General features: G+C 70.4%; 28 protein-coding genes. 16 read left to right on the top strand and 12 right to left on the bottom strand.

Annotated elements, in window-relative coordinates:
• The first annotated feature begins 52 nt into the window (after positions 1 to 52).
• Positions 53 to 727, top strand: coding sequence for a DUF4230 domain-containing protein (locus Psi01_RS03585; protein WP_204062468.1), 675 nt, complete (start codon positions 53 to 55; stop codon positions 725 to 727).
• 43 nt (positions 728 to 770) lie between these two features.
• Here Psi01_RS03585 and meaB read toward each other — a convergent pair whose 3' ends face one another.
• Entirely contained in the window at positions 771 to 1,709 is a 939-nt protein-coding gene (meaB, locus tag Psi01_RS03580) for a methylmalonyl Co-A mutase-associated GTPase MeaB (protein WP_204062467.1), read from the bottom strand.
• A gap of 91 nt (positions 1,710 to 1,800) precedes the next feature.
• Positions 1,801 to 2,985 carry an acetyl-CoA C-acetyltransferase gene (locus Psi01_RS03575; RefSeq protein WP_204062466.1) on the bottom strand — a complete coding sequence of 395 codons (1,185 nt, stop codon included), beginning with the start codon at positions 2,983 to 2,985 and terminating at the stop codon, positions 1,801 to 1,803.
• A gap of 83 nt (positions 2,986 to 3,068) precedes the next feature.
• On the opposite strand from Psi01_RS03575, the gene mce reads away from it, so the two are divergent.
• On the top strand, positions 3,069 to 3,497 hold the full coding sequence (gene mce / locus Psi01_RS03570; protein WP_204062465.1) for a methylmalonyl-CoA epimerase: 429 nt from the start codon (positions 3,069 to 3,071) through the stop codon (positions 3,495 to 3,497).
• Between the two features lie 189 nt (positions 3,498 to 3,686).
• Positions 3,687 to 4,979 carry a DivIVA domain-containing protein gene (locus Psi01_RS03565; RefSeq protein ID WP_204062464.1) on the top strand — a complete coding sequence of 431 codons (1,293 nt, stop codon included), beginning with the start codon at positions 3,687 to 3,689 and terminating at the stop codon, positions 4,977 to 4,979.
• Positions 4,980 to 5,353: 374 nt separating this feature from the next.
• On the opposite strand, the gene Psi01_RS03560 is transcribed toward Psi01_RS03565, so the two are convergent.
• On the bottom strand, positions 5,354 to 5,758 hold the full coding sequence (locus tag Psi01_RS03560; protein ID WP_068897377.1) for a winged helix-turn-helix transcriptional regulator: 405 nt from the start codon (positions 5,756 to 5,758) through the stop codon (positions 5,354 to 5,356).
• Positions 5,759 to 5,902: 144 nt separating this feature from the next.
• Between Psi01_RS03560 and Psi01_RS03555 the strand changes: the two genes are divergently transcribed.
• A complete protein-coding gene (locus tag Psi01_RS03555) occupies positions 5,903 to 6,775 on the top strand; it encodes an SDR family oxidoreductase (RefSeq protein ID WP_239127018.1) in 873 nt (290 codons plus the stop codon).
• A 160-nt stretch (positions 6,776 to 6,935) separates the two neighbouring features.
• Here the strand turns inward: Psi01_RS03555 and Psi01_RS03550 are convergent, their stop codons facing one another.
• The 3 genes from Psi01_RS03550 to Psi01_RS44490 all read right to left on the bottom strand — a co-directional run bounded on the left by Psi01_RS03550 (position 6,936) and on the right by Psi01_RS44490 (position 8,149).
• Positions 6,936 to 7,415: a transposase gene (locus Psi01_RS03550; protein ID WP_204062463.1), complete on the bottom strand. Its 480-nt coding sequence runs from the start codon at positions 7,413 to 7,415 to the stop codon at positions 6,936 to 6,938.
• Positions 7,325 to 7,756: a helix-turn-helix domain-containing protein gene (locus tag Psi01_RS44495; protein ID WP_373872465.1), complete on the bottom strand. Its 432-nt coding sequence runs from the start codon at positions 7,754 to 7,756 to the stop codon at positions 7,325 to 7,327. Before Psi01_RS44495 ends, Psi01_RS03550 begins: the two co-directional genes overlap by 91 nt.
• A gap of 138 nt (positions 7,757 to 7,894) precedes the next feature.
• Complete coding sequence (locus Psi01_RS44490; RefSeq protein WP_373872464.1) at positions 7,895 to 8,149, bottom strand: DUF1801 domain-containing protein; 255 nt, start codon at positions 8,147 to 8,149, stop codon at positions 7,895 to 7,897.
• Between the two features lie 174 nt (positions 8,150 to 8,323).
• Between Psi01_RS44490 and Psi01_RS03535 the strand changes: the two genes are divergently transcribed.
• Complete coding sequence (locus Psi01_RS03535) at positions 8,324 to 8,788, top strand: SgcJ/EcaC family oxidoreductase (RefSeq protein WP_239127016.1); 465 nt, start codon at positions 8,324 to 8,326, stop codon at positions 8,786 to 8,788.
• A 472-nt stretch (positions 8,789 to 9,260) separates the two neighbouring features.
• Here Psi01_RS03535 and Psi01_RS03530 read toward each other — a convergent pair whose 3' ends face one another.
• The 5 genes from Psi01_RS03530 to Psi01_RS03510 all read right to left on the bottom strand — a co-directional run bounded on the left by Psi01_RS03530 (position 9,261) and on the right by Psi01_RS03510 (position 13,490).
• The gene (locus tag Psi01_RS03530; protein WP_204062461.1) at positions 9,261 to 10,040 is read right to left on the bottom strand and encodes an alpha/beta fold hydrolase; all 780 of its coding nucleotides are present in this window, start codon (positions 10,038 to 10,040) and stop codon (positions 9,261 to 9,263) included.
• Positions 10,041 to 10,094: 54 nt separating this feature from the next.
• Positions 10,095 to 10,856, bottom strand: a complete 762-nt coding sequence (locus Psi01_RS03525) for an SDR family NAD(P)-dependent oxidoreductase (protein WP_204062460.1) — start codon at positions 10,854 to 10,856, stop codon at positions 10,095 to 10,097.
• Between the two features lie 57 nt (positions 10,857 to 10,913).
• Positions 10,914 to 11,627 (bottom strand): alpha/beta hydrolase, encoded by a 714-nt coding sequence (locus tag Psi01_RS03520; protein ID WP_204062459.1) that lies wholly within the window; start codon positions 11,625 to 11,627, stop codon positions 10,914 to 10,916.
• 76 nt (positions 11,628 to 11,703) lie between these two features.
• On the bottom strand, positions 11,704 to 12,021 hold the full coding sequence (locus Psi01_RS03515; RefSeq protein WP_204062458.1) for an Rv1322 family protein: 318 nt from the start codon (positions 12,019 to 12,021) through the stop codon (positions 11,704 to 11,706).
• Complete coding sequence (locus Psi01_RS03510) at positions 12,018 to 13,490, bottom strand: 3-hydroxyacyl-CoA dehydrogenase family protein (RefSeq protein WP_204062457.1); 1,473 nt, start codon at positions 13,488 to 13,490, stop codon at positions 12,018 to 12,020. The genes Psi01_RS03515 and Psi01_RS03510 overlap by 4 nt, the downstream gene beginning before the upstream one ends.
• A gap of 194 nt (positions 13,491 to 13,684) precedes the next feature.
• On the opposite strand from Psi01_RS03510, the gene Psi01_RS43100 reads away from it, so the two are divergent.
• The 11 genes from Psi01_RS43100 to Psi01_RS03460 all read left to right on the top strand — a co-directional run bounded on the left by Psi01_RS43100 (position 13,685) and on the right by Psi01_RS03460 (position 24,071).
• On the top strand, positions 13,685 to 14,125 hold the full coding sequence (locus Psi01_RS43100; protein WP_239127013.1) for a hypothetical protein: 441 nt from the start codon (positions 13,685 to 13,687) through the stop codon (positions 14,123 to 14,125).
• On the top strand, positions 14,122 to 14,433 hold the full coding sequence (locus Psi01_RS43095; RefSeq protein WP_275424486.1) for a winged helix-turn-helix domain-containing protein: 312 nt from the start codon (positions 14,122 to 14,124) through the stop codon (positions 14,431 to 14,433). Before Psi01_RS43100 ends, Psi01_RS43095 begins: the two co-directional genes overlap by 4 nt.
• Positions 14,433 to 15,311, top strand: a complete 879-nt coding sequence (locus tag Psi01_RS03500) for an ABC transporter ATP-binding protein (RefSeq protein WP_204062455.1) — start codon at positions 14,433 to 14,435, stop codon at positions 15,309 to 15,311. Before Psi01_RS43095 ends, Psi01_RS03500 begins: the two co-directional genes overlap by 1 nt.
• A 67-nt stretch (positions 15,312 to 15,378) precedes the next feature.
• Entirely contained in the window at positions 15,379 to 16,548 is a 1,170-nt protein-coding gene (locus tag Psi01_RS03495) for an ABC transporter permease (protein WP_204062454.1), read from the top strand.
• An 81-nt stretch (positions 16,549 to 16,629) separates the two neighbouring features.
• The gene (gene nucS / locus Psi01_RS03490) at positions 16,630 to 17,292 is read left to right on the top strand and encodes an endonuclease NucS (RefSeq protein WP_204062453.1); all 663 of its coding nucleotides are present in this window, start codon (positions 16,630 to 16,632) and stop codon (positions 17,290 to 17,292) included.
• Between the two features lie 390 nt (positions 17,293 to 17,682).
• Positions 17,683 to 18,507 (top strand): ABC transporter ATP-binding protein, encoded by an 825-nt coding sequence (locus tag Psi01_RS03485; RefSeq protein ID WP_204062452.1) that lies wholly within the window; start codon positions 17,683 to 17,685, stop codon positions 18,505 to 18,507.
• 344 nt (positions 18,508 to 18,851) lie between these two features.
• On the top strand, positions 18,852 to 19,697 hold the full coding sequence (locus Psi01_RS03480) for an ABC transporter permease (RefSeq protein WP_204062451.1): 846 nt from the start codon (positions 18,852 to 18,854) through the stop codon (positions 19,695 to 19,697).
• Complete coding sequence (locus tag Psi01_RS03475; RefSeq protein ID WP_204062450.1) at positions 19,655 to 20,986, top strand: sensor histidine kinase; 1,332 nt, start codon at positions 19,655 to 19,657, stop codon at positions 20,984 to 20,986. Before Psi01_RS03480 ends, Psi01_RS03475 begins: the two co-directional genes overlap by 43 nt.
• Before the next feature lie 2 nt (positions 20,987 to 20,988).
• Positions 20,989 to 21,618 carry a response regulator gene (locus Psi01_RS03470; protein WP_204062449.1) on the top strand — a complete coding sequence of 210 codons (630 nt, stop codon included), beginning with the start codon at positions 20,989 to 20,991 and terminating at the stop codon, positions 21,616 to 21,618.
• Positions 21,619 to 21,856: 238 nt separating this feature from the next.
• Positions 21,857 to 23,341: an aldehyde dehydrogenase family protein gene (locus tag Psi01_RS03465; protein ID WP_204062448.1), complete on the top strand. Its 1,485-nt coding sequence runs from the start codon at positions 21,857 to 21,859 to the stop codon at positions 23,339 to 23,341.
• Positions 23,342 to 23,489: 148 nt separating this feature from the next.
• Positions 23,490 to 24,071 (top strand): TetR/AcrR family transcriptional regulator, encoded by a 582-nt coding sequence (locus tag Psi01_RS03460; protein WP_239127011.1) that lies wholly within the window; start codon positions 23,490 to 23,492, stop codon positions 24,069 to 24,071.
• Positions 24,072 to 24,122: 51 nt separating this feature from the next.
• Here Psi01_RS03460 and Psi01_RS03455 read toward each other — a convergent pair whose 3' ends face one another.
• Positions 24,123 to 24,716, bottom strand: coding sequence for a response regulator transcription factor (locus Psi01_RS03455; protein WP_204062446.1), 594 nt, complete (start codon positions 24,714 to 24,716; stop codon positions 24,123 to 24,125).
• Positions 24,717 to 24,777: the final 61 nt, after the last annotated feature.

Below are 24,777 nucleotides of genomic sequence, written 5' to 3'. Positions count from 1 at the left end.
GTCCCGCTCCGGGGTGAGGTGAGAAGGCGGTCGCCCCGGGAAGGAGACCCTTGTGAAAGCTGACGTGGAAGCACCCCCCGAGGCCCCTGCGGCCCCTCGCCGGCGCCGCTGGCGCTTCCTGGCCGGGTTCCTCGTGATCGTTATCGTCCTGGTCGTGGGGGCCCGGCTCACCTGGTCGTGGCTGAACCCCTTCGGCGAGACCACGGTCGACCGCAGTCAGCCCGTGCTGCTGCAGTCCATCCACAACCTCAGCCGCTTCGAGGCGGCCACCGGCAACTTCCAGGTCATCGTGGACCTCGAGAAGGACGCCGACTTCCTGCCCGACGCCGTCAAAGGCACCCGGACCCTCTTCGTCGGGGCCGGGAGCGTCGACGCCTACGTCGACTTCAGCGGCCTGACCAAGGACGCGCTGACCGTCTCCCCCGACCGCACCTCGGTCACGGTACGGCTCCCGCGCGCCCAGCTGGAGAAGACCAACCTCGACAACAAGCGCTCCTACGTCTACTCCCAGGAGCGCGGCCTGTTCGACCGGGTCTCCGACTTCCTGTCGTCGTCCCCGGGCGACCAGCAGGAGCTGTACGTACTGGCCGAGAAGAAGATCGGCGAGGCCGCCCTGGCCAGCGACCTGCGCAACCGCGCCGACCAGAACACCAAGATGATGCTGCAGGGCATGCTGACCACGCTCGGCTTCGACAAGGTCAGCGTGAAGTTCGCCGACGAGCCCTGAGCCCTCCGGTCCCGGTCCCGGATCCCGCGGGATCCGGGACCGGTCAGCCGAGGGCGGCCAGCAGTTCGTCGGCCGCCGTGTACGGGTCCAGGCCGGACTCCCGCACGCGCGTCGCGAGCGCGTCCAGGCGCTGGTCGCCGTGGAGGTCGGCGAAGCGGGAACGCAGCGCCGCCAGGGCGATGGCCTCGATCTCGTCCCGGGCCCTGGCCTGCCTGCGCCGCTCCAGCTCGCCCGACTCCTGCAGATGGGCCAGATGCTCGTCCAGGGCCTCGACCACGTCCTCGCCGCCCTCGCCCCGGTAGGCCACCGTCGGCACGATCGGCGGCTTCCAGTCCCTCTCGACCAGGGCGATCATGTTGCGGAGCTCGCGGATCGCGGCCTGGGCGCCGTCGCGGTCGGCCTTGTTCACCACGAACACGTCGGCGATCTCCAGGATGCCCGCCTTGGCCGCCTGGACGCCGTCGCCCATGCCCGGAGCCAGCAGCACGATGGTGCTGTCGGCCATGGAGGCGATCTCCACCTCCGCCTGGCCGACCCCCACGGTCTCCACGAGGATGACCTCGCACCCGGCGGCCTCCAGCACGCGCAGCGCCTGCGGCGTGGCCCACGACAGGCCGCCCAGGTGACCACGGCTGGCCATCGACCGGATGAAGACCTCCGGGTCGGTGGCGTGGTCCTGCATGCGCACCCGGTCGCCCAGCAGCGCCCCGCCGGTGAACGGCGAGGACGGGTCCACCGCGAGCACGCCGACCCGCAAGCCGCGCTTGCGGAAGGCCTGGACCAGCACGCCGGTCGAGGTGGACTTGCCCACGCCCGGCGAGCCGGTGAGCCCGATGATCCTGGCCCGGTTCGGGCGGTCGGCGCAGAGCGCCGCGGTGATCTCCCGCAACCGCGGCGAGCCGTTCTCCACCATGGAGATCAACCGGGCCACCGCCCGCGGCCGCCCCTCGCGTGCCCCGGCGATCAGGGCGTCCAGATCCATGCCGCTCCCATCCTCTCGATCACGACCTCCCGATCACGGCCCGCGGCCCCGCCCGCCGTACGGCGGGCGGGGCCGGGCGGGCTCAGGAAGGTCACGCCGAGGGGACGCGGATGATCAGCGCGTCGCCCTGGCCGCCGCCCCCGCACAGACCGGCCGCGCCGGTCCCGCCGCCGCGGCGCTTGAGCTCGTAGGCCAGGGCGAGCACGATGCGGGCGCCGGAGGCGCCGATCGGGTGGCCGACGGCGATGCCGCCGCCGTTGACGTTGACCTTGTCGAGGGAGACGCCTAGGTCCTTGGCCGACTGCAGGACGACCTGGGCGAACGCCTCGTTGATCTCCAGCAGGTCGAGGTCGTCGACCGAGAGCCCCTGCTTGCCCAGGGCGTGCTTGATGGCGTTGGCCGGCTGGGACTGCAGCGAGTTGTCGGGCCCGGCCACGTTGCCGTGGGCGCCGATCTCGGCCAGCCACTCCAGGCCCAGCTCCTCGGCCTTGGCCTTGGACATCACGACCACCGCGCAGGCGCCGTCGGAGATCTGGGAGGCGGAGCCGGCGGTGATGGTGCCCTCCTTGCTGAAGGCGGGGCGCAGCCGGCTCAGGGCCTCGGCGGTGGTGTCGGCCCGCACCCCCTCGTCGGCGGAGACGACCACAGGGTCGCCCTTGCGCTGCGGGATCGGGACCGGGACGATCTCGTCGAGGATGCCGTTCTTGATCGCCGCGGCGGCGAGCTGGTGGGAGCGGGCGGAGAACTCGTCCTGCTCCTCGCGGCTCCAGCCCAGGCGAGCGTTGTGCCGCTCGGTGGACTCGCCCATGGACACCTGGTCGTAGGCGTCGGTGAGGCCGTCGTGGGCCATCGAGTCGACGATGCCCGCGCTGCCGTACTTCACGCCGGTGCGCAGGCCGGGCAGCAGGTGCGGGGCGTTCGACATGGACTCCATGCCGCCCGCGACGACGATGTCGAACTCACCGGCCCGGATGAGCTGGTCGGCGAGAGCGATCGCGTCCAGGCCCGACAGGCAGACCTTGTTGATCGTCAGCGACGGCACGGTCATCGGGATGCCGGCCTTGACCGCCGCCTGCCGCGAGGGGATCTGACCCGCTCCGGCCTGGAGCACCTGCCCCATGATCACGTACTGCACGGCCTCGGGGGCGACGCCCGCGCGCTCCAGCGCCGCCTTGATGGCGATGCCGCCGAGGTCGGCGGCCGTCAGACTGGACAACGAGCCGAGAAGCCGGCCGATGGGGGTGCGAGCTCCGGCGACGATGACGGAACCAGACATGGAGGGGCCTCCCTGGCAGGAAGTGGGATGACTTTGCCACCATACCCATGAGTACCTGAGCGTCCGCCATGGAGGTTGGCCCTATGTTCATGCGCATCGACCATGTGGGAATCGCGTGTCACGACCTCGAAGAGAAGATCGCTTTCTTCGAGCGGACCTTCGAGCTGACCGTGGTCGCCCGCGAGGTCAACGAGGAGCAGGGGGTCAAGGAGGCCATGCTGCACATCGCCGACGGCGAGGGCGGCGGGTCCTACATCCAGCTGCTGGAACCGCTGGGCCCCGACACGCCCGTCGGGAAGTTCCTCGCCAAGCGCGGCGAGGGCGTGCACCACGTGGCCTTCGGCGTGCCGGACGTCACCCAGGCCCTGCAGGAGATCGGCGGCAGGGGGATCCGCCTCCTGGACGAGAAGCCGCGCCACGGCTCGATGGGCTCCTCCATCGCCTTCCTGCATCCCAAGGACGTGGGCGGGATGCTCACCGAGCTCGTCCAGGCCCCGGAAAGGCGGGCTTAGACGTGTCAAATACAAGAAAGGTTCATGCGTAACAAGTCACGCACATAGTCGGAGGGGGCCGCCAAGGAGGCAACAGCGGAGTACGCTGGCCTATCACCGGACGTGGATCCTCGTCGCGGCTCCCGCCTGGATACCGACAACCCTCGTCCGGCCCGTGTAGCCGTCTCGCCAACCCAGGATCGAGCCTCCATGCAGTCCGACATCGACGCCCAGCTCAACAACTTCTTTGAGGACGCCCCCGCTCGGGAATTCGACGTGGTGCTTCGCGGCTATGACCGGCACCAGGTTCACGATCATCTCAAGCAGCTCGACGCGGAGCTCCGTCAGGCTCGCGAGCAGGTCACCGGCCTGCAGCGGGATCTTTCCGACTCCCAGCGCCAGCTGCAGGAGCAGGAGCGCCCGACCTACTCCGGTCTCGGCGCCCGCATCGAGCAGCTGCTCCGCCTCGCCGAGGAGCAGGCCACCGAGCTCGTCCAGGCCGCCCGTTCCGAGGCCAACGAGATCAAGGCCGCCGCCAAGGTGGAGGCCGCCGACCTGCGCGCCGCCGCCGAGAACGAGGCGGCCGAGAAGCGGGCCCTCGCCACCCGCGAGGCCGACGACATGCGCAGCACCGCCGAGCGCGAGGCCGAGGAGATCCGCTCGACCGCCCGCCGCGAGGCCGACGAGCTCACCTCGACCACCGAGCGCGAGGTCGCCAAGCTGCGGGCCACCGCCGACCACGAGGTCGCCGAGAAGCGCGCCGACGCCGAGCGCGAGATCGCCAAGCTGCGCACCACCACCGAGCGCGAGGTCGCCCAGCTGCGCGCCTCCACCAAGCGCGAGCGCGACGAGGTCCTCACCACCGCCAAGCGTCAGGCCGACGAGATGCGGGCCCAGGCCCAGCGCGTCCTGGAGGAGTCCGAGGCCAAGCGGGCCCAGGACGAGGCCGAGTTCGAGATCCAGCTCGCCGCCCGCCGCGAGGAGGCCGAGCGCCAGGAGGCCGAGCGCCACGCCACCGCGCAGGCCGCCACCCAGAAGCTGGTCGCCGAGGCCGAGCAGCGTGCGGCCACCGCCGAGCAGCGGGCCACCAAGGCCACCCAGCAGGCCGAGCAGACCCGCCGCGAGGCCGACACCCACGCCAAGCAGTTGCTGGCCAACGCCCGCAAGAACGCCGACCAGATCGTCTCCGAGGCCAAGACGAGCGCCGAGTCGATCGTCTCCGAGGCCAAGGCCGAGGCTGAGCGGAGCCGCTCCGTGGCCCAGCGCCAGGTCGACGAGCTGACCCGTCAGCGCGACAGCATCACCAGCCACCTCGCGCAGCTGCGCCAGCTGCTCGGCGGCGCCCCGCTCCCGGCCACCGAGCCGGAGCCCGCGGTCACCGCGGCCCCGCCGAAGCCGGCCATCGCCGCCGCCAACGGCAACGACAAGCCCGCCCCGGCTCCCGCTCCCGCTCCCGCCAAGGCGGAGAAGGCCGACGACGACGCGGAGTGGTGGCAGGAGTAATCTCCCCGCCCCCGCGTCGGGGCTCTGACGACGGCTACAGGAGAGCCCGGCGACTTCCACGGTCGCCGGGCTCTCCTTCTGTCTGCCGGTTTTTCGGATCCGGCTCCGGGACACGCCCCGCCCTCGTGGCGCTCCGGCTTGCCCTTCTCGACGCCCGGACACGGCGCTTCGCGCGCCACCGGCCGCCACCGCTCGTCTACGTCAGAACCCATCGGTTCGCCAGGGAAACCACCGCCGCCTGTTCGGACTCGACGTCATCCAGGCTCGTTACTGTGGTTGAACTCGTGATGTCGCCGGGTGGCTTAGGCGGGTCTGATTGTCGGGCCGGTCTCGGCGAGGCGGCCGTCTATGACCAGACCGCTGGCCGCCGCTGATTACCTGGTGCGCTCAGTGCGGTCGTCGTACTCTTCGCGGGCGGTGATGACTTCTTCGATGTGCAGCACGGACCACTCCGTGAGCGCCTTCAGCGGTTCCCGTAGCGTCTGGCCGAGCGCGGTCAGCTCATACTCCACGTGCGGCGGCACCTCTGGGTAGACGGTCCGGCTGACCAGCCCGTCGCGTTCGAGGGTGCGCAGCGTCTGGGTGAGCATCTTCTCGCTCACGCCCGCCAGCGCCTGCCGGAGATGACCGAACCGGGAGGTCCCGTTCCGGCCGAGTTCGCCCAGCACGAGGACCGCCCACTTGCTGCCGATCTGGTCGAGCAGGTCCCGCGACGGGCAGCCGCGCTCGTACGGATCGAATGACGGCATGGGCCCGGTCGCATTCTCGACAGCAGCCATACGGCTCACCTCAATGCTTTCGCTGCGGTAAGTACCGTACCAAGAAGTGGCTACTCCCCAACAGAGAGTGTTCAGGTCATTCTGTGTTCCATCCCGCGGCGGACGGACCGCGGCAGGCGTGCGAGGCACGCGCGGAAGGAAGGAATGACCATCATGCCGATCGTCGTCACTGGAGCCACCGGCCAGCTGGGCAGGCTCACCGTCGAGGCACTGCTGCGGCGTGGGATCCCGGCCGCGGACATCATCGCGACCGGCCGGGACATCGCCGGGATCAAGGATTTGGCCGACCGAGGCATCACGGTACGCCGCGCCGACTTCGCGGACACGGACGGCCTGGCCGAGGCATTCGCGGGGGCGGACAGGCTGCTGCTGATCTCGGCCTCGGTCCCCGTGGGCGAGCGGGTCGCCAACCACCGCCGCGTGATCGACGCCGCGGCATCCGCAGGCGTGTCGCTAGTGGCGTACACGAGCACGACGCACGCGGACACGGCCACCACCGTCATCGGTGCCACGCACAGCGAGACCGAGGCGTATCTGCGGGACCGCGGAATCCCCAGCGTGCTGCTGCGCAACGGCTGGTACTTGGAGAACTACACCAGCCAACTGCCACAGATCCTGCAGAACGGCGCGGTCGTCGGCGCCGCAGGCGAGGGGCGGATCAGCGCCGCGTCCCGCGCCGACTACGCCGAGGCCGCAGCGGTCGTCCTCACCACTGAAGGCCACACCGGCGCCGTGTACGAGCTCGGCGGCGACGGATCCTTCACCCTGACTGAGCTCGCCGCCGCGATCTCCGCTGCGGCCGGAAAGCAGGTTACCTACGCTGACCTCCCGGTGGCCGACTTCACCCAGGTACTGGACGCCGCGGGCCTACCCTCCGAGCTGGCGGAGGTCCTCGCTGACGCTGACCGCGGTATGAAGCGCGGCGAGATGTACACCGACTCTGGCGACTTGCGCCGCCTGATCGGCCGCCCGCCCGTGACCCTGGCCGAGGCACTCGCGGCCGCCCTGCATTACTGAGGTTGAACTCGTGATGTGGCCGGGTTGCTCAGGTAGGTCTGATTGCCAGGCCGGTCTCGGCGAGGCAGCCGTCTATGAGTTCGCTGCGGTACTGGATGTGCCGTAGGCGCTGGACGGGGTGTTCAGGGGTACTGAAGGCGACGTTGCAGAGCCAGCCGCGTCACAGGAGGGACCAGATCCCCTCGACTGGGTTGAGGTCGGGTGCGTAGGGCGGCAGATAGCAGATGGTCAGCCAGTCCCGGGCCTCGGCGAACTCTTGCGGGTCGGCGGCCTTGTGGACGTTGAGGCTGTCCCAGACGAGAACGATCGGGCCACCGAGCTGCTGGTGTGCTGCGATCAACAGGTCCCGGTAGTCGCGCCAGGAGAAGCTCTTGCGCCCATCGCGACGGCCGTCGTCATGGCGGGGCCGGTAGATGAGCCTGGAGCGGCGACCGGGTTTGTCGCAGGTCAGCGCGGTGATGGAGATCCGTCTTCGGGAGCGGCCGCGGACCCGCACCACCGGGGTCCGGCCGCGCTGTGACCGCTGTGACCGGGTCTTCACGTGCGGCGTCATGGAGGATCCGGCTTCGTCCTCGAAGACGAGCCAGGCTCCACGGGCCGCCGCGAGTCTTCCGCGCAGGGCCACACCTGCTTGACCCACCCGGCCACCACCCCGTCGTCCCGCTCCATGGCCCGTCGGGCCGGGACCTGCCAGGACCAGCCGTTACGCGCCAGCAGTTTCCGCACACCCTGGATCGTGTAGGCCATGTGAAAGCGCCGACCGATCACCGTCTTGATCCGCGCCAGTGTCCAGCGCTGGTCCTCCCAGCCGTGCGCGGTCGGCCCCTTGGCCAGCTCCGCCTCCAGCTGCGCGAACTGCTTTTGGCTCAGCCTCGGCAGCGATGCCGGCCCCTGCGACCGCAGGGGCCGCGGACCGCCCTGCTCCCACTTCTGCCGCCACCGTTGTACCGAGCGGACGTTGACGCGCAGGGCCTTGGCGATGACCGAGCTCGCCTCGCCCCGAGCGGACCGCTCGGCCGCCTTGAGCCGTAACTCCTCGCGGAACTGCTGCCGTTCGGCGTCAGCCCGCCTCCTTGTGGATATCGCATGCTCCGGTGATACCGCACGGACGACGAGCCATCAGCCCCTACGACACCACGAGTTCAACCTCAGTAATGACACGACAGCCCTATCGGGCGCCTGCCATTTCATCAATCCCGTGGGATCCTCAAAGGAGGACTCGGCGCTGTCGTCCCGGACTTTGGCGCCGCGGTGAAAAACGAGCTGCAGCCGATCGGCCGATCGGAGCAGGAAGGTCACTCTGTCCACTCCGTCGTGACAGAAGCTGGGGGCATTCCATTTCACACGTTCGGTGATCTCCGGGTTCGACGCCAGAATCGCCTTTCGTCATATCACCGCGGAGCGGTCCGGCAGAAGCCTCATCCGATCGCCTCATCAAAAGGGCTGTCCGGCAGGCTTCCGATCCCGGAAATCCCGTGCGAGGACGTTGTCCACTCACACCTCGGACGCGCCGCCGCAGCCGGCGCCAGACAGGGTGCGGGATGGAACATGGGCAAGTGGGTGAGCCTCGCCCGGGATCTTGACCTCAAGTCAAATCGAGGTTCTACCGTGATCTTCATGAGCACAACAGCTACCGCCGAGATCACAGCGATCAAGCAAGTGGTCGCCGCGGTTGAACACGCCCAGAACCATGAGCTTCCCGACGCATTCGTCGCCCTGTTCCGGGCCGACGCGATCTGGACGACGGGCCACGGTAAGCGCCTCTTCGGCCGCGATGCGATCTCCGCCTTCACCCACCAGGTGCTTCCCGGCGGGATGCAGGGCACGACGGTCACGTTCGAGGTGGAACACGTGCTCTTCGTTCGCCCCGACGTCGCCGCCGTCAAAGTGCGCCAGGTGTATCAGTCGCCCGACGGGACGGACGTGGGCACGCCACTGTTCGTCATGGCGAAGGAGGACGGGCGGTGGCTCTTGACCGCCTGCCAGAACACCGGCGTGGTCGACGGGGAATGACCAGATCCTGAACCGGCTACGGCGGCCCGTCCTGCGCTCCTTCCCGCCGGCACGGCCGCGAGGCAACGGCGGTCCGCCCTGAACGGCCCCGCTGCCGGTTGCTTCAGCCGCTCACAGGACATTGGGCGTCCGGGAAAGGTCCGCCACTACGGCGGGTCATGAGTACAGCGGAGCGGGGACGGGCGCGGAGCGGGCGGGTGTGCAGGCCGGAGCAGGAAAAGGACCGCACCCCGCGCACCCGGGCAGGCCGGAGACCTGAACGCACCAGAGCCCCGCTGAGACGGCCGGCCGGAACACCCGCCCGCACAGCGCCCCGCCCACCCCGGCCACGCGTTGAAACACCCGTCCTCGGCCGCGTTCCCGCCCGCCGTACAACGGCGCCGACCACCACCGCTCCCCACCTCGCCGCACCGGTTCCGGTGCCTTGCTGAGCACCTGCGCCGTACCCGGCGCCACCTCGCCGTACCCGGCGTCACGAAGTGATGATGCGCTCCCTGAGGAAGCCGGTCACCGCGCGGTTGAAGGCTTCGGGTTGTTCGACGGCGCTCAGGTGGCCGGCTTTCTCGATCACGGTCAGGCGGCCGTCGGGGACCGCCTCGGTCATCGCCTCGGCGTCGGAGAGCGGGGACAACTCGTCCTCCTCGCCCACGATCACGAGCACGGGGACCTTCAGGGCCCGCAGGGTGTCGAAGGAGTCGGGGCGGGCGGCCATGGCGCGCTGGGCCCAGGCGACGGCGGCGGGCGGGGCGGACTGGACCAGGCCCCGGATGCGGCCGAACACCATCGCGCGGCGCTGTTTGGTGGTGGGGCCGACGAGCGCAGGGAGGACCTCCTCCAGGAGGATCGAGGGGCCCTTGTCGAGGACGGCGGCAGCGATGCGCTCGCGGTTGGCGCGGGCGGGCTCGGGATCGGCGGTGGCCTTGGTGTCGGCCAGGATGACCCCCAGGAGGCGGTCGGGGTGGTGGCGGCACAGGGCCATGGTCACGTAACCGCCCATGGACTGGCCGCCGATCACGGCGCGGTCGATGCCCTCGCTGTCGAGGAGGCGTGCGACGTCGTCGGCCATCGCGTCGAGCGACGGCTCGTCGTCTCCGAGCAGCGAGCCGCCGAACCCGCGCAGGTCCGGAGTGATCACCTTGCAGGTGGCGGCGAGTCCCTCGCGCTGGGCCAGCCACATCGTCGATGACATCGGAAACGCGTGGAGAAGGACGACCGGAAGTCCCTCGCCCGCCGATCGTGTGTACAGGCGCACGCCGTCCACCGTAATGGCGGACACCCGATCTGACACCCCTTGACTATGGACCCGTTATGAGGTGGCGCTGACCCCGCCGTCGACCAGGAGCACCTGGCCGGTCATGTAGGCGGAGGCCGGGGCCGCCAGGAACAGCGCCGGGTACGCCATCTCCTCCGCGGTGCCCCAGCGGCGCATGGGGACGGTCTGGACGGTCGCCTCGTTCGAGGCCGGGTCCTCCCAGAGGTTGCGGTTGAGGTCGGTGGCGGTCCAGCCCGGGCACAGGGCGTTGACCCGGACGCCGCTGCCTGCCCACTCCAGGGCCAGGGTCTTGGTCAGGGCGACCAGGCCCGCCTTGGCCGCGGCGTACGGGGCCAGGAACGGCGCGCCCTTGGCCGCCACCGAGGACACGTTGATCACCGATCCGGAGCCGCGGTCGAGGAGGTGGGGGGCGAAGGCGTGGCAGACGGCCATGGCCGAGTCGAGGTTGAGCCGCATCAGCTTGTCCCACCCGGACAGCCGCAGGTCCTTGAACGGTACGAGGAAGTTGGACCCGCCCGCGTTGTTGACCACCACGTCGACGTGGCCCAGGTCCTCGATCGCCCGCCGTACGGCCGCCGCCGCGGCGTCCCGGTCGGTGAGGTCGCACGGGATCACCACGGCCCGGCGGTCGAGCGCCTCGATCTCCTTGGCCGTCTCGGCCAGGGACTCGGCCGACCGGGAGACCAGTGCGACGTCCGCGCCGGCCTGGGCGAACGCGACCGCGATGGCCCGCCCGATGCCCCGCGACGCGCCGGTGACGAACGCCTTCTGGCCGGAAAGATCGAACGCCTGCACGGCCGCCTCCTCGTTGTCCGTGAACGCCGCACCGTGCGGCTCGAACCGAACAAGATTCTATGAGTCGGCGACCTCGGTGGGGAGGGGGTAGGCGGCCGGGTTCACCCGGCGGACGATCTCGTCGAGCACGATCCGCACGTACGGCTCGCCCACCCACAGGTGCTTGGCGTCGTCCACCCCGACGACCTCGGCCTGCGGCACCCGCGCGAAGCGGGTGCGGGCCTCCGGCGGCTGCAGGTAGTCGTCGAACTCGGGGACCAGCGCGGTCAGCGGGCGGCCGAACGCCGCCCACGCGTCGAGGTCGGCGTCGCCGGCCCGGTGCAGCGGCGGGGAGAGCAGGATGGCGCCGTGCACCAGCGGGTCGTGGCCCCACTTCAGGACCAGCTCGGTGCCGAAGGACCAGCCGATCAGCCAGACGTTCGGCAGGTCGTGGAACTCGGCGTACTCCAGAGCGGCGGCGACGTCGAACCGCTCGCCCTCCCCGCCGTCGAAGGCGCCCTCCGAGGTGCCCCGTTCGGAGCCGGTGCCGCGGGTGTTGAAGCGCAGCACCGCCAGGTCGGCCAGGGCCGGCAACCGGTTGGCGGCCTTCTTGTAGACGTGGCTGTCCATCATGCCGCCGTGCGTGGGCAGCGGGTGCAGGCAGATCAGCGTGGCCACCGGCGGCCGCTCGGGCGGGAGGGCCAGCTCGCCCACGAGCGTCAGCCCGTCGGCCGTGTGCAGCTCGATCGGCTCGCGCCTGGCGGGCAGGACCGTGGCGGCCCGGATCTCCATCTCATGCCTTTCGTGGGTTCGTTGCCATGACTGACCGGTGCGTCCCGGCCCCCCGCCGCCGGTACGGCACCGGCCTTCAGTAGCGGCTGCGACCGGGACCGCGTCTGGTCCGGTTGCGCCAGCACGCGGTGTGCCAGTGCCTGCGCTCCTCCTCGCCGCCCTGCCAGGCGGGCCAGCTCACCAGGTGGGGCACGCCCGGGCTGATCAGCTGGTCGCAGCCCGGGCACCGGTAGGTCTTGTCGGCCCCGGCGCCGGTGAGGCGGCGGACGTGCCAGTCGCCGTCGGGCCACTCCTCGATCTGGTCGACGCCGGGCACGGAGCGCCCGACGGGCCGGGAGGTCTTGCCCGATCCCCGGTCGAAGGGGTCCATCCGCCTGGCCCTGCGCGGGCTCACGACGACAGGTCGCGGATGCTCGGCACCCCTGCGGTGACGAGCTGGTCCAGCAGCGGCGCGGGGGCGAAGCAGGGGTCGCGGTACTCGGCGTAGAGTGCGCGCAGACCGTCGCGGACGGTCTCCAGGCCCAGCCGGTCGAGCATCTCGAACGGCCCCTCGGGGTAGCCGCAGCCGAGCTTCATGGCCGTGTCGATGTCCTCGATCGCGGCGTAGCCGGATTCGTACATGCGCACGGCGTCGTTCAGGTAGGGGTACAGCAGGGCGTCGACCACGAACTCGGCGCGGTCCTTGCAGGGCACCGGGGTCAGGCCGAGGATGCGCATCAGCCCGTGGGCGACGCTCGCGGTCTCCGGCGAGGTGAGCACCGTGGAGGCGACCTCGGCGATCCGGTCGCCGACCAGGTGCAGGCCGACGAGGCGCTCGGGGTGCGGGAGCCGTACGGCCAGCTCGACCACGGGGGTGCGCGACAGGGCGATGACCAGCTCGGCGTCGTCGGCGTCGACGACCTTGAACCCGGCCCCGGAGAGCCGGGCGCCGAACTCCTCGGCTCCCTCCCCGAGCACCCCCACCGATCTCGCCGACGGCTTCTCCTCCGGCGAGGGGCTCTCGGGCTCCTCCGCGGAGTGGAAGCCCTGCCCGGACTTGCGCCCGAGCCGGCCGGCGGTGACGAGCTCGCGCAGGACCGGCGCCGGGGCGTGGCGGCGGTCACGGGTCTCGCGGAAGAGCACCTCGCAGATCTCGTAGGAGGTGTCCAGGCCGATCAGGTCGAGCAGGGCGAAGGGGCCCATCGGCAGCCCGACGCCGAGCCGCATCGCGGCGTCGATGTCGTCCCTGCCCGCCACGCCGTTCTCCAGCATGACCGCCGCCTGGTTGAGGTAGGGCAGCAGGAGCCGGTTGGCCACGAACCCGGCGCGGTCGCCCACGACGACCGGCGTCTTGCCGAGGCGGCGCGCGAGATCGGCGACCTCCTCGGCGAGCCCCTCGTCGGTGGTCACGGTGCGGACCACCTCGACCAGCTTCATGACCGGGGCGGGATTGAAGAAGTGCATGCCCACGACCCGTCCCGGCCGGGTGGTGGTGGCCGCGATCGCGGTGACCGACAGCGAGGAGGTGTTGGTGGCGAGCACCACGGAGGGCTTGCAGACGCGGTCGAGGTCGGTGAACAGGGCCCGCTTGAAGTCCATGACCTCGGGGATGGCCTCGATGACCAGGTCGGCCTCGGCGAGGTCCTCCAGGGAGGTGGTGAAGGTCACCCTGGCGAGGATCTCCGTCCGCTGCTCCTCGGTCAGCCTGCCTCGTGCCAGGGCCCGGTCCGTGGAGGCCTCCAGGTGGCCCCGTCCGCGCTCCAGCGCTCCGGAATCGGCCTCGACCCCGATCACCGTCAGTCCGGCACGGGCGAACACCTCGGCGATCCCCGCGCCCATCGTGCCCAGGCCGACCACGCCGACCGTCTCAAAGGTGCCCGCCATCGACTCTCCCCATCGCACCGAGAACGTGCTGCCGCCGGGGCGGCCCGCCCCGGCACCCCACCAGTCTCCCAGAGATGACCCACCCGCCTCACCGGCCGGGTGCCCCGCCCGGCTCTCCGTTTTCAATCTCAGAAGAGTACTTGAATGAGAGTTGAGTATCGTCTAGCGTTTTAATAGATGAGCGAGGAGGGAACATGGGAGAGAACCTCACACCTGAAAACGCCCTGCGGCACATAGACAAGGTCGACCGGCGGGCCCGGCGGCCCGCGCGGGAGGTCGGGGTGACGTTCCTGGTCACCGGGTTCTTCACCATCGTCTACTGGCTGGCCATGTCACTCGGCCCCGGCTGGTCCAAGCTCGCGGTGGCCGCGATATGGCTCGCCCTCACAGTCTTCTCCGTCGTCCAGACCAACCGGCTGGGCATCCAGGATCGCGAGATCGCCTGGGCCGGCAAGCCCACCGGACCGGTGACCGTCACCTACGGCATCCTCACCGTGGTCATGCTCGTGGTCGGGATGTTCCTCCTCCCGGAGGACCCCGGCGCGGGCTGGATCACGGCGATCGTCGCGCTGACGGTCTGCACGAGCCTGCCGCTGTTCTACGCGGCCTGGCGGATCCTCCGGGCGGAAAGGTGAGCGGGAACGGCTCCCACCCGCGCCACCAGCTGGACGACCTCATCCACGCGCCGGTCCGGTTGTCGATCATGGCTGCCCTGGCCGCCGCGGACAAGGCCGAGTTCCGCTTCCTGCGGGACACGATCGAGGTGAGCGACTCGCTGCTCTCCAAGCACATCATCACGCTGGAGGAAGCGGGCTACGTCGAGGTCGAGAAGGTGTTCGTCGGCAAACGGCCGCGCACCTGGCTCTCACTCACCGATGACGGGCGCCGCGCGTTCAACGACTACGTTTCCGTGTTGAAAAGACTGACCGAAGGATCCCCCTGATGATAGAGATCGACGATCTGCACAAACGCTACGGCGACAAAACAGCCCTGACGGGAGTGTCGTTCGCTGTGAAGCCGGGCGAGATGTTCGGCTTCGTGGGCGCCAACGGCGCGGGCAAGACCACCACGATGCGCATCCTGATGGGCGTGCTGGCCGCCGACTCCGGCCAGGTGCGGTGGGACGGCAGGCCTCTCACCTTCGAGGACAGGCGCAAGTTCGGCTACATGCCGGAGGAGCGCGGCCTCTACCAGAAGATGAAGGTCTCCGAGCAGGTCCAGTACTTCGGCCGGCTCAACGGCATGTCCGCCGCCCAGGCGGCCAAGGCCACGGCCGACCTGCTCGAGCGGCTCTCGCTCACCGAACGCGCCGGTGACGAGGTGGGCGCCCTGTCCCTGGGCAACCAGCAGCGCGTGCAGCTGGCCGTCGCCCTGGTGCACGGGCCCGAGGTGCTCGTCCTGGACGAGCCCTTCTCCGGCCTGGACCCCATCGCCGTCGACGCGCTCGCCGAGGTGCTCCTCGAGCGCCGCTCGGCGGGCGTCCCGGTGCTCTTCTCCAGCCACCAGCTCGACCTGGTGGAGCGGCTGTGCGACTCGGTGGGCATCATCTCGGCCGGTCGCATGGTGGCCAGTGACACGGTGGAGGAGCTGCGGGCCCGTGAGGGACGCCGCCTGCTCAAGGTGGTGGTCCGGGACGCGGCGCCCGGCTGGACGGCCGGCCTGGGCGGAAATATCACCGAAAAGGGTGACGAGGTGCTCTTCGCCGACGTGAACGGCAGCGACCAGGAGATCCTGCGCGCCGCCACGAAGGCGGGGACCGTCGAGCACTTCGGCTGGGAGCGGCCCACGCTCACGGAGATCTTCCGGGAGGCAGTGGCATGAGCAGGCGGATCAACGGGCACGGCACGCTCGCGTACGCGGGCTCCGGGCCGATGGGCGGGGAGATCGCATGAGTGGACTGTGGCTGGTCGCGCGGCGGGAGATCGCCACGCGCGGCCGTACGAAAGCGTTCGTCATCGGCCTGGTGATCAGCGCGTTGCTGGTGGGCGCCCTCGCCTTCCTGCCCAGGCTCTTCTCCGGCCCCGACTCCTACACCGTGGGATTCGTCGGCTCCTCGACGCTGCAGCCCGCCCTCACCGGGGCGGACAAGGACGTCACGATCACCACGAAGCCGTTCGCGGACGAGGCCGCCGCCCGCAAGGCCGTCCTCGACGGCGAGGTGGACGCGGTCGTGGTCGACGACCGCAGGGTGCTCGCCGACGGCGAGGTGGACCGGGAGCTGGGCCTGCTGCTGGAGGGCGCGCACCAGACGGCCCAGGCCGGCAAGCAACTCGCCGCGGCCGGGCTCGACGCCGCCAAGGTCGCCGAGGCGATGCGGGTCGCCCCGCTGGAGCAGGTCTCCGTCGGCGCCGACACCCGTTACGCCGGCGCGCGGACGGGCATCGCGACGCTGCTGGTCATGCTGCTGTTCTTCCAGCTCCTCCAGCCGTCCATGTACGTCGCCATGGGCGTGGTCGAGGAGAAGGGCAGCCGCATCGTCGAGATCCTGCTGACCTCCATCCGCCCCTGGCAACTGCTCGGCGGCAAGATCGTGGGACTGGGCGCGCTGGCGCTGCTCAACCTCGTCGTGGTGATCGTGGCCGGTCTGGGAGCCGCCACGATCAGCGGCTTCACCTCCGACATGCCGCCCGGGATCGGCGGTGTCGTGGTCAGCACGCTGTTCTGGTTCGTGCTCGGCTACGCCTTCTTCGCCACGCTGGCGGCCGCGCTCGGCTCGCTGGTCTCCCGGCAGGAGGAGGTCAGCAGCGTCCTCACCCCGATGATGATGCTGATCATGGCCGCCTACTTCGTGTCCTACTTCGCGGCCATCGAGCCCGGCAACTCGGTGGCCCGCATCCTGTCGCTGATCCCGCCCTTCTCCTCGATGGTCATGCCGGTCCGCACGGCGGCCGGCGAGGTTCCCCTGTGGGAGATGGGCGTGGCGGCGGCCCTGATGATCGTCGCAACGGGGGCCGTGCTGATCCTGGGCGCCCGGATCTACGAGCGCGCCATCCTGCGCACGGGTGCGCGGGTCAAGCTCTCCGAAGTCGTGCGGGACGGTTCCGCCGTCGCGCGCTGACCTCCCCCGCCGCCCGTCGCGTCCACCGGCCGTCCTCTTCGCAGGGCGGCCGGTCCCGTCGGGCCGGTAGGGTTGTCGCTCATGCGACTGGTCATCGCTCGTTGCAGCGTGGATTACGTGGGAAAGCTCACCGCCCATCTCCCGATGGCCCCCCGGCTCATCCTCATCAAGGCGGACAGCAGCGTGTCGATCCATGCCGACGACCGCGCGTTCAAACCGCTCAACTGGATGAACCCGCCGTGCAAGCTCCGCGAGGACGGGGGCACCTGGACGGTGACCCACGGCAAGACCGGTGAGAAGCTCATCCTCACCATGGAGGAGATCCTCCACGACTCCAGCCACGAACTGGGCGTCGACCCGGGTCTGATCAAGGACGGCGTCGAGGCCCACCTCCAGGAACTGCTGGCCGAGCACATCACCACGCTGGGCCCGGGCTACACGCTCGTCCGGCGCGAGTACATGACGGCGATCGGGCCGGTGGACATCCTCTGCCGCGACCACAACGGCGCCACCGTGGCGGTGGAGATCAAGCGCCGCGGCGAGATCGACGGCGTCGAGCAGCTCACCCGCTATCTCGAACTCCTCAACCGCGACCCCCTGCTGGCGCCGGTCAAGGGCGTCTTCGCCGCCCAGGAGATCAAGCCCCAGGCCCGGGTGCTCGCCACCGACCGCGGCATCGACTGCGTGACCCTCGACTACGACGCCCTGCGCGGCATCGAGCCGGAGAACCCCACCCTCTTCTGATCCGGTGTCCGTCCCCGCCTCCGGTCCGGCGTGCGGGGTCCTGCCGTACGGCCCGGCGCGCATGCCCACGCCGTACGGCCCCGCCCGGCTGTCCCTCCTCGCCGTACCCGGCCGGGCTCCGCGTCAGCACGCTCCTCGAGCGGACGGGGCACGCGCCGTCACGCCCCTCACTCGACCGCGTCCCCGCAACCACCGGATCCGCAACCACCGGATTCGAAGTCGCCTGGTCCGAAGTCGCCGGAGTCCGCAGCCACCGGATCCGGACTCCGGATCGCCGCCTCTGAACCCCGTGTCCCCGGGGTCTGAATCGAGCGTGTCCTCCGAATGGAGGACACGGGATTCCATCGGCCGTTGGTGCCGGGTGAGGCGTGGCCGGACGAATCTTGAGACATGACCACAGCGGTGAAAGTACGCGGGCTGACCAAGCGTTACGGCGACGTGCAGGCGGTCGGGGGCATCGACCTCGACATCAGGGCGGGCGAGGTGTTCGCGATCCTCGGGCCCAACGGGGCGGGGAAGTCGACCACGGTGGAGATCCTGGAGGGTTACCGGCAGCGTGACTCGGGTGAGGTCAGCGTCCTGGGGACCGACCCGGGCAGGCCGACGCGTGAGTGGCGTTCCCGGGTCGGGGTGGTGCTGCAGACGGCCAACGACGTGGCCGAGGCGACGGTGCGGGAGACAGTCCGGCACTTCGCCGGTTACTACCCCAACGCCATGGATCCGGATCAGGTGATCGAGCAGGTCGGCCTGGCCGACAAGGCCGGCAAGCGGATCCGGGAGCTCTCCGGCGGCCAGCGGCGCCGGGTGGACGTGGCGCTGGGCGTGATCGGCAGTCCCGAACTGCTCTTCCTGGACGAGCCGACCACCGGGTTCGACCCCGAGGCCCGCCGCCAGTTCTGGGAGCTGATCGGGAACATGGCCCATCAGGGGACCACGATCGTGCTGACGACCCACTATCTGGACGAGGCCGAGGCGCTGGCCGACCGGGTCGCGGTGATCGCCAAGGGCCGGATCGTGGCCGAAGGAGAGCCCACGACCCTGGGCGGACGGGCCACCGCCAAGGCGACGGTCCGCTGGGCGGGGGGCTCCCTGGAAACCGACACCCCCACCGAGACCGTACTGGAGCTGACCCGGCGGTTCGACGGCGAGATCCCGGAACTGACGGTGACCCGGCCGTCCCTGGAGGAGATCTATCTCCGCCTCATCGAAGGCTGACCTCGCCCCCGGGATGACATCCGCTCTGGAAGCTCCGCAGGAAGACCGCCTCCGAGCCAGGTCCATCCCGGACCCCCTCCGAACCAGGTCCACCTCAGAGCCCTCCGAACCAGGTCCACCTCAGAGCCCTTCCGAAGCAGTCCACCTCGGATCCCTCCGAGTCACGTCCACTTCTTCGACGGCCGCTCGCCTCCGGCGAGTCCTGCCCCTCCGGCGGATCTCCGCCACTGGCCGCCCCGGCCGAACGCGGACGGGCCGCCGATCCTCCGGCGGACACGCCGCCCCCACCGTCCCCGCGCCGGTTATCCGGACAATCCACCTCAGTCGCTTGAGAAAGCAGCTCCATGAGCCAGACCATCGTTCCCGACGCCGCCGTTCCGGTGGCACCCGCCAAGTTGCCCTCCACGATCAGGACGGGCCTGTCACGGGCGGCCCTCGAGACCCGGATGTTCTTCCGGGAGAGGGACGCGGTGATCTTCACCTTCTCGTTCCCGATCATCCTGTTGGTGATCTTCGGGTCGATCTTCGCGGACGACCTGGAGGGCACCGGTCTCAACGTCTCCCAGCTCTACGTCGCCGGGCTGATCGGTTCGGCGGCCATGACGGGCTTCCAGAATCTCGGCATCGGCATCGCGATGGACCGCGACGACGGCACGCTCAAGCGGCTGGCCGGCACGCCGATGCCCCCGGCCGCCTACTTCGTGGGCAAGGCGTTCAACACCCTCCTCATCTCCTTCGTCCAGGTCGTGATCCTGCTGGCCATCGGGGTGGCGCTGTTCGAGCTGGAGCTGCCCTCGGAGGTCTCCACCTGGCTGACCTTCGCCTGGGTGTTCGTGCTCGGCGTGCTCGGATCGTCGTTGCTCGGCATCGCGGTCAGCAGTCTGCCCCGTTCGGGCAAGAGCGCCAGCGCGGTGATCGCGATGCCGTTCGTGGTGCTGCAGTTCATCTCGGGGGTGTTCATCCCGATCAGCCAGCTGCCCGAGTGGCTGGTCCAGATCGCCTCGTTCTTCCCGCTCAAGTGGATGTGCCAGGGGTTCCGGTCGGTCTTCCTGGGAGACGCCGGTGCCACACTGGAGCTCGCCAAATCGTATGAACTCGACCGGGTCGCGCTGATTCTGGGCGCGTGGGTCATCGGAGGACTGGTGCTGTGCCTGACGACCTTCCGCTGGAAGAGCCGGCGCGACGGATAGCGGCGCGTCCGGCCGGCCCCGCCGGGCCCTTCCGGCGCCTGGCCGGGTTCGTCGGACCGCCGGCCCCGCCGGACCGGGCCGCCGGTCCGGCGGGGCCGCACGCCTGGGAGTCGCTGATCGGCTGGGAGGCGCTGCTGGTCCTCGCCACCATGGTTCCGGCGGTGTTCGTCATCGCGACGAGCGAGGTCCCTCCCCTGGAGAAGTTCGCCGCCGCCGGTCTCATGGCGGCGATCACGCCGGTCTATCTGCTGGTCGGCCGCCCCGCCATCATCAACGAGAACCGGCGCCGGGGAGTCGTCTACCTCACCCTGATCATGCTCCTGTTCACCCCGGCCGTGCTGATCGAACCGGCGACGACGTTCGCGCTCTTCGGGCTCTGCCCGCAGTGCTTCATGGTGCTCCCGGCCAGGCAGGCGATCCTCGGCGTGATCGCGCTGAACCTCACCCCCGCCGTGCGGTTCTTCGTCATCGACGGCGGGTCGGGCGGCGCGTTCAACCTGCTGACCGTCACCATGATCGTGATCTTCTTCTCCGGCGTGTTCGGCATATGGATGGAGCGGATCATGGAGCAGAGCGAGGAACGGGCCGCGCTCATCGAGGAGCTGGAGGCCCAGCGGGCGGAGGTCGCACGGCTGTCGGCCGAACGGGGGGCCATGGCCGAGCGGGAGCGCCTGGCCGGGGAGATCCACGACACCCTGGCTCAGGGGTTCACCAGCATCATCATGCTCATCCAGGCCGCCGAGGCCCAGCCGGACCCGGGCCGCCATCTGGCGCTGGCCGTACGGACCGCGCGGGAGAACCTGGCCGAGGCCCGCGCGCTGGTGGCGGCGCTGGCCCCCGCGCCCCTGGACGGCTCCACTCTCGACGAGGCCCTCGGCAGGCTCACCGCCCGGCTCGGCGAGGAGACGGGGATCACGACCTCCACCGCCGTCCGGGGCGACTCCCGCCCGCTGGCGCCCTCCACCGAGGTGGTACTCATCCGGGCCGTCCAGGAGGCTCTGGCCAACGTGCGCAAGCACGCGGCGGCGGACCGCGTGGACGTCGTGACGACCTACGGGCCGGAGTCCGTGACGCTGGAGGTCCGCGACGACGGGCGCGGCTTCGATCCGGCGGCGGTCGACGGGTACGGCCTGCGCGGCATGCGCACCCGGGTGGAGCAGGCGGGCGGCGACCTCGCCCTGACCAGCGCGCCCGGCGCGGGCACCACCCTCGAGGCGACCGTCCCGATCTACCCCGGAACGGACCGCACCGCGTCCGAAACCGCCGTCCCCGCCGATCCGGGAGTGTGACCTTGCTGCGTCTGATGATCGTCGATGACCATCCGGTGGTCCGCGAAGGGCTGCGCGGGATGCTGGAGGCCGGCCCCGGGATCACCGTGGTGGGCGAGGCCGCCTCGGGGGACGAGGCGGTCGTGCGGGCACGGGAGCTGACTCCGGACGTGATCCTGATGGACCTGCGCATGCCGGGCGGTGACGGCGTGAGCGCGATCTCGCGCATCCTGGCGGACCGGCCGGAGAGCCGGGTGATCGTGCTGACCACCTACGAGACCGACCAGGACATCGTCCGCGCCGTCGAGGCCGGGGCCGCGGGCTACCTGCTCAAGGACACCTCGCGGGCGGACCTGCTGGCCGCGATCCTGGCGGCCTCGCGAGGTGAGACCGTGCTGTCGCCTTCGGTGGCGACCAAGCTGGTGAGCCGGATGCGGGCCCCCGTGGCCGAGTCGCTGTCCCCGCGTGAGACCGAGGTGCTCTCCCTGGTGGCGCGGGGGCTGACCAACGCGGAGGTCGGCCGGGAGCTGTTCATCAGTGAGACCACCGTCAAGACGCACCTGCTGCGGATCTTCGGCAAGCTCGGCGTCTCCGACCGCACCGCCGCGGTCACCACGGCCATGGACCGGGGTCTGCTCCTGCGGCGGCCATGACCGCGAACCGGAATCCTCTCCCTGCGGACATGAGGGCATGACCGCGGGCCGGGGCTTGTCTCGCCGAGCGGGTCCGCCCCTCTCCCCAGTAAGTGATGGTTTACTGCGCAACGGACACGGTCTATCGTGAGCGCACCGTGCCCGTCTCCCGCACCGGGGCAGGGCGGGCGCTCCGCCCCGCGAGGCGTCCGCCGTACGGACGCCTCCGGGCGTCCGTCACTCAGACAGGAGACCCGCGATGTCCACGGCGACCGAGCAGCGAACCTTCGACTCCCTCAACCCCGCCACCGGTGCCGTCGTCGGCACCCACCCGATCCAGGACGCGGCGGCCGTACGCGCGGCGGTGGCCGCCGCCGAGCCCGCCGCGGCGTGGTGGGGCGGGCTGGACTGGGCCGAGCGCAGGAAGCGGCTGCTCGACTACAAGGCGGTCGTCACCCGCGACATCGCCCGGGTCGTCGACATGGTCCACCAGGAGACCGGCAAGCCGAAGGCGGACGCCACCCTCGAGGTGATCCTCGCCATCACCCACATCGACTGGGCGGCGCGCAACGCGCGCAGGGTACTGGGGCCGCGCCAGGTCTCCCCCGGGATGGTCGGGGTCAACCTCGCGGCCACGCTGGAGTACCTGCCCCTGGGCGTCGTCGGCGTCATCGGCCCCTGGAACTATCCGGTGTTCACGCCCATGGGCTCGATCGCCTACGCGCTGGCGGCGGGGAACGCGGTGGTGTTCAAGCCGAGCGAGCTGACCCCGGGTGTGGGCGTGCTGCTGGCCGACCTGTTCGCCGAGTCGGTGCCGGAGCAGCCGGTCTTCCGCACCGTGACCGGTCTCGGTGAGACCGGGGCCGCCCTCGCGGGCGACCCGGGGGTCAGGAAGATCGCGTTCACCGGGTCGACGGCCACCGCCAAGCGGGTGATGGCGGCGTGCGCGGAGAACCTGACGCCGCTGGTCGCCGAGTGCGGCGGCAAGGACGCCCTGATCGTGGACGCCGACGCGAACGTGCCGGCGGCGGCGGACGCGGCGCTGTGGGGGGCGATGTCCAACTCCGGGCAGACCTGCGTCGGCGTCGAGCGGGTCTACGTGGTCGACGCGGTCTACGACGACTTCATGCGGGAGCTGACCGGGCGGGCGGCGAACGTGCGGGCCGGGCAGGACTACGGCCCGGTCACCATGCCCGCGCAGATCGACGTGATCCGCCGGCACATCGACGACGCCGTCGCCACGGGCAAGACGGTCCTCGGCGGACCGGAGTCGGTGCGGGAGCCGTACGTCGACCCGGTGATCGTGGAGGACGTGCCGGAGGACTCCCCCGCGGTCCGCGAGGAGACCTTCGGCCCGACCCTCACGGTCAGGCGCGTGGCGGACGCCGACGAGGCGCTGACCCTGGCCAACGCCTCCGCCTACGGGCTGGCCGGGACGATCTTCTCGGGCAACGTACGGCGGGCCATGGCGCTCGCCCGCCGGATGCGGAGCGGGATGACGGCGATCAACTCGGTCGTCTCCTTCGCCTCCGTCCCCGCCCTGCCCTTCGGCGGCGTGGGCGACTCCGGCTTCGGCCGGATCCACGGCGCGGACGGGCTGCGCGAGTTCACCCGGCCCAAGGCCGTCTCCCGCCAGCGCTTCGCGCTCCCCGGAATGAATCTCACATCTTTCACTCGAGGGCAAGCCGAACTTGACCGACTGGTCAAGCTTGTGACGTTCTTGCACGGGCGACGCAAGCGATAACATCTTGACTCTTCCACAAAAAGGATCTTGCACCCATAATGGGGGGTTCCAGAAGACAAGATCATGGAGTGGAAGTGATACAGCCAAAAGCTGTCAAGTCCTCGCCCCGCAGCGGGGACTTGACATGAGCGGACGCTCATATCGGGGAATGTCTTCGGAAGAACGACTGGCCGAGCGGCGCGAAAGGCTCATCAGGTCGGCGTACATCCTCTACGCCGACCTCGGCTTCCCCGATACGACGATCGAGAAGTTGTGCGCCGCCGCGCGCATCTCCAACCGTGCCTTCTACGAGTGCTTCACCGGGCGCGACGAGCTGATGTGGGTGGTCTACAACCGATGTGTACGCGACAACCTCGCCGCGGTCTCCAAGGCCGTGGAGCAGGCTCCCAACACGCTGCTCGGCCGGATCGAGGCGGGGGTCGCCGCGTACATCGAGTTCATCACCGAGGATCCGCGCCGGGCGCGGATCCTGCATCTGGAGGTACGGCGCGCCGGCGACTGCCTCACCTCGTCCCGGCAGAGGGCCGTGGCCGGATTCACCCAGATCATCGAGACCAACCTCCTGCAGGTGCCCGAGGAGACCGGGGTCGACCTGCACCTGCTGGTGCTCGGCATGATCGGCGCGATCCAGGAGCTGCTCATCGAGTGGGTGCTGGCCGAGGACCCGCCTCCGGTGGAGAGCCTGATCAAGACGGCGGTGTACATCTTCAACCGGTCGCTGGCGTTGTGAGCGCTCCGGCGCCGCGGGGGTTCACGGCCGGCCCTTCCGCGCCGCGGGGGTTCACAGCCAGCCCTTCTCCTGCGCGGCCCGGATGGCGGTGATCCGGTTGGTGGCCCCCAGCTTGGTGATCGCGCTGGACAGATAGTTGCGGACGGTGCCCTCGCTGAGGTGGAGCGAGGTCGCGATCTCTCCCACCGAGGCGCCCGAGGCCGCCAGGGTCAGGGCGTCCCGCTCGCGGTCGGTCAGCGGGCTCTCCCCCGCCATCATCGCCGAGGCGGCCATCTCCGGGTCGAGATAACGCCCCCCGGAGTGGACCTTGCGGATCGCCGTCGCGAGCTCGTCGGAGGAGGCGTCCTTGGGGACGAACCCCCGCACCCCCGCCGCCAGCGCCCGCCGGAGGTACCCGGGGCGCCCGAAGCTGGTCAGCATCAGCACGGCGTGCCCCGGGAGGGTCTCGGCCACGCTCAGGCCGTCCATCCCGGGCATCTCGATGTCCAGCACCACCACGTCGGGCGCGTGCTCCCGTACGGCCTGCGCCACCATGTCCCCGCGGGCGACCTGGGCCACGACCTCGATGTCCGGCTCCAGCCCGAGCAACGTGGCGATCGCGCCCCGGATCAGGTGCTCGTCGTCGGCCAGCAGAACCCGGATCACCGGACCTCCCCCTGCGGCGCCGGACCACCCGGCGCCCGCGTCATCGGACACTCCCCGGCGG

This window comes from Paraplanobispora siamensis (assembly GCF_016863175.1).
GTDB classification, from domain to species: domain Bacteria; phylum Actinomycetota; class Actinomycetes; order Streptosporangiales; family Streptosporangiaceae; genus Planobispora; species Planobispora siamensis.
The sequence above is the reverse complement of the archived record's forward strand: the minus strand, read 5'-3'. Positions and strand labels throughout refer to the sequence as shown.

Excerpts from the sequence above, each read along its gene's own strand:
- Psi01_RS03520 (WP_204062459.1), bottom strand. The coding sequence starts at position 11,627 with ATGGAGATCCGGGCCGCCACGGTCCTGCCCGCCAGGCGCGAGCCGATC.
- Psi01_RS43100 (WP_239127013.1), top strand. The coding sequence starts at position 13,685 with ATGGGAGAGAACCTCACACCTGAAAACGCCCTGCGGCACATAGACAAG.
- Psi01_RS03575 (WP_204062466.1), bottom strand. The coding sequence starts at position 2,985 with ATGTCTGGTTCCGTCATCGTCGCCGGAGCTCGCACCCCCATCGGCCGG.
- Psi01_RS03465 (WP_204062448.1), top strand. The coding sequence starts at position 21,857 with ATGTCCACGGCGACCGAGCAGCGAACCTTCGACTCCCTCAACCCCGCC.
- nucS (WP_204062453.1), top strand. The coding sequence starts at position 16,630 with ATGCGACTGGTCATCGCTCGTTGCAGCGTGGATTACGTGGGAAAGCTC.
- Psi01_RS03480 (WP_204062451.1), top strand. The coding sequence starts at position 18,852 with ATGAGCCAGACCATCGTTCCCGACGCCGCCGTTCCGGTGGCACCCGCC.
- Psi01_RS03565 (WP_204062464.1), top strand. The coding sequence starts at position 3,687 with ATGCAGTCCGACATCGACGCCCAGCTCAACAACTTCTTTGAGGACGCC.
- Psi01_RS03560 (WP_068897377.1), bottom strand. The coding sequence starts at position 5,758 with ATGGCTGCTGTCGAGAATGCGACCGGGCCCATGCCGTCATTCGATCCG.
- mce (WP_204062465.1), top strand. The coding sequence starts at position 3,069 with ATGTTCATGCGCATCGACCATGTGGGAATCGCGTGTCACGACCTCGAA.
- Psi01_RS03485 (WP_204062452.1), top strand. The coding sequence starts at position 17,683 with ATGACCACAGCGGTGAAAGTACGCGGGCTGACCAAGCGTTACGGCGAC.
- Psi01_RS03555 (WP_239127018.1), top strand. The coding sequence starts at position 5,903 with ATGACCATCATGCCGATCGTCGTCACTGGAGCCACCGGCCAGCTGGGC.
- Psi01_RS03535 (WP_239127016.1), top strand. The coding sequence starts at position 8,324 with ATGGGCAAGTGGGTGAGCCTCGCCCGGGATCTTGACCTCAAGTCAAAT.
- Psi01_RS03510 (WP_204062457.1), bottom strand. The coding sequence starts at position 13,490 with ATGGCGGGCACCTTTGAGACGGTCGGCGTGGTCGGCCTGGGCACGATG.
- Psi01_RS03460 (WP_239127011.1), top strand. The coding sequence starts at position 23,490 with ATGTCTTCGGAAGAACGACTGGCCGAGCGGCGCGAAAGGCTCATCAGG.
- Psi01_RS03500 (WP_204062455.1), top strand. The coding sequence starts at position 14,433 with ATGATAGAGATCGACGATCTGCACAAACGCTACGGCGACAAAACAGCC.
- Psi01_RS03495 (WP_204062454.1), top strand. The coding sequence starts at position 15,379 with ATGAGTGGACTGTGGCTGGTCGCGCGGCGGGAGATCGCCACGCGCGGC.
- meaB (WP_204062467.1), bottom strand. The coding sequence starts at position 1,709 with ATGGATCTGGACGCCCTGATCGCCGGGGCACGCGAGGGGCGGCCGCGG.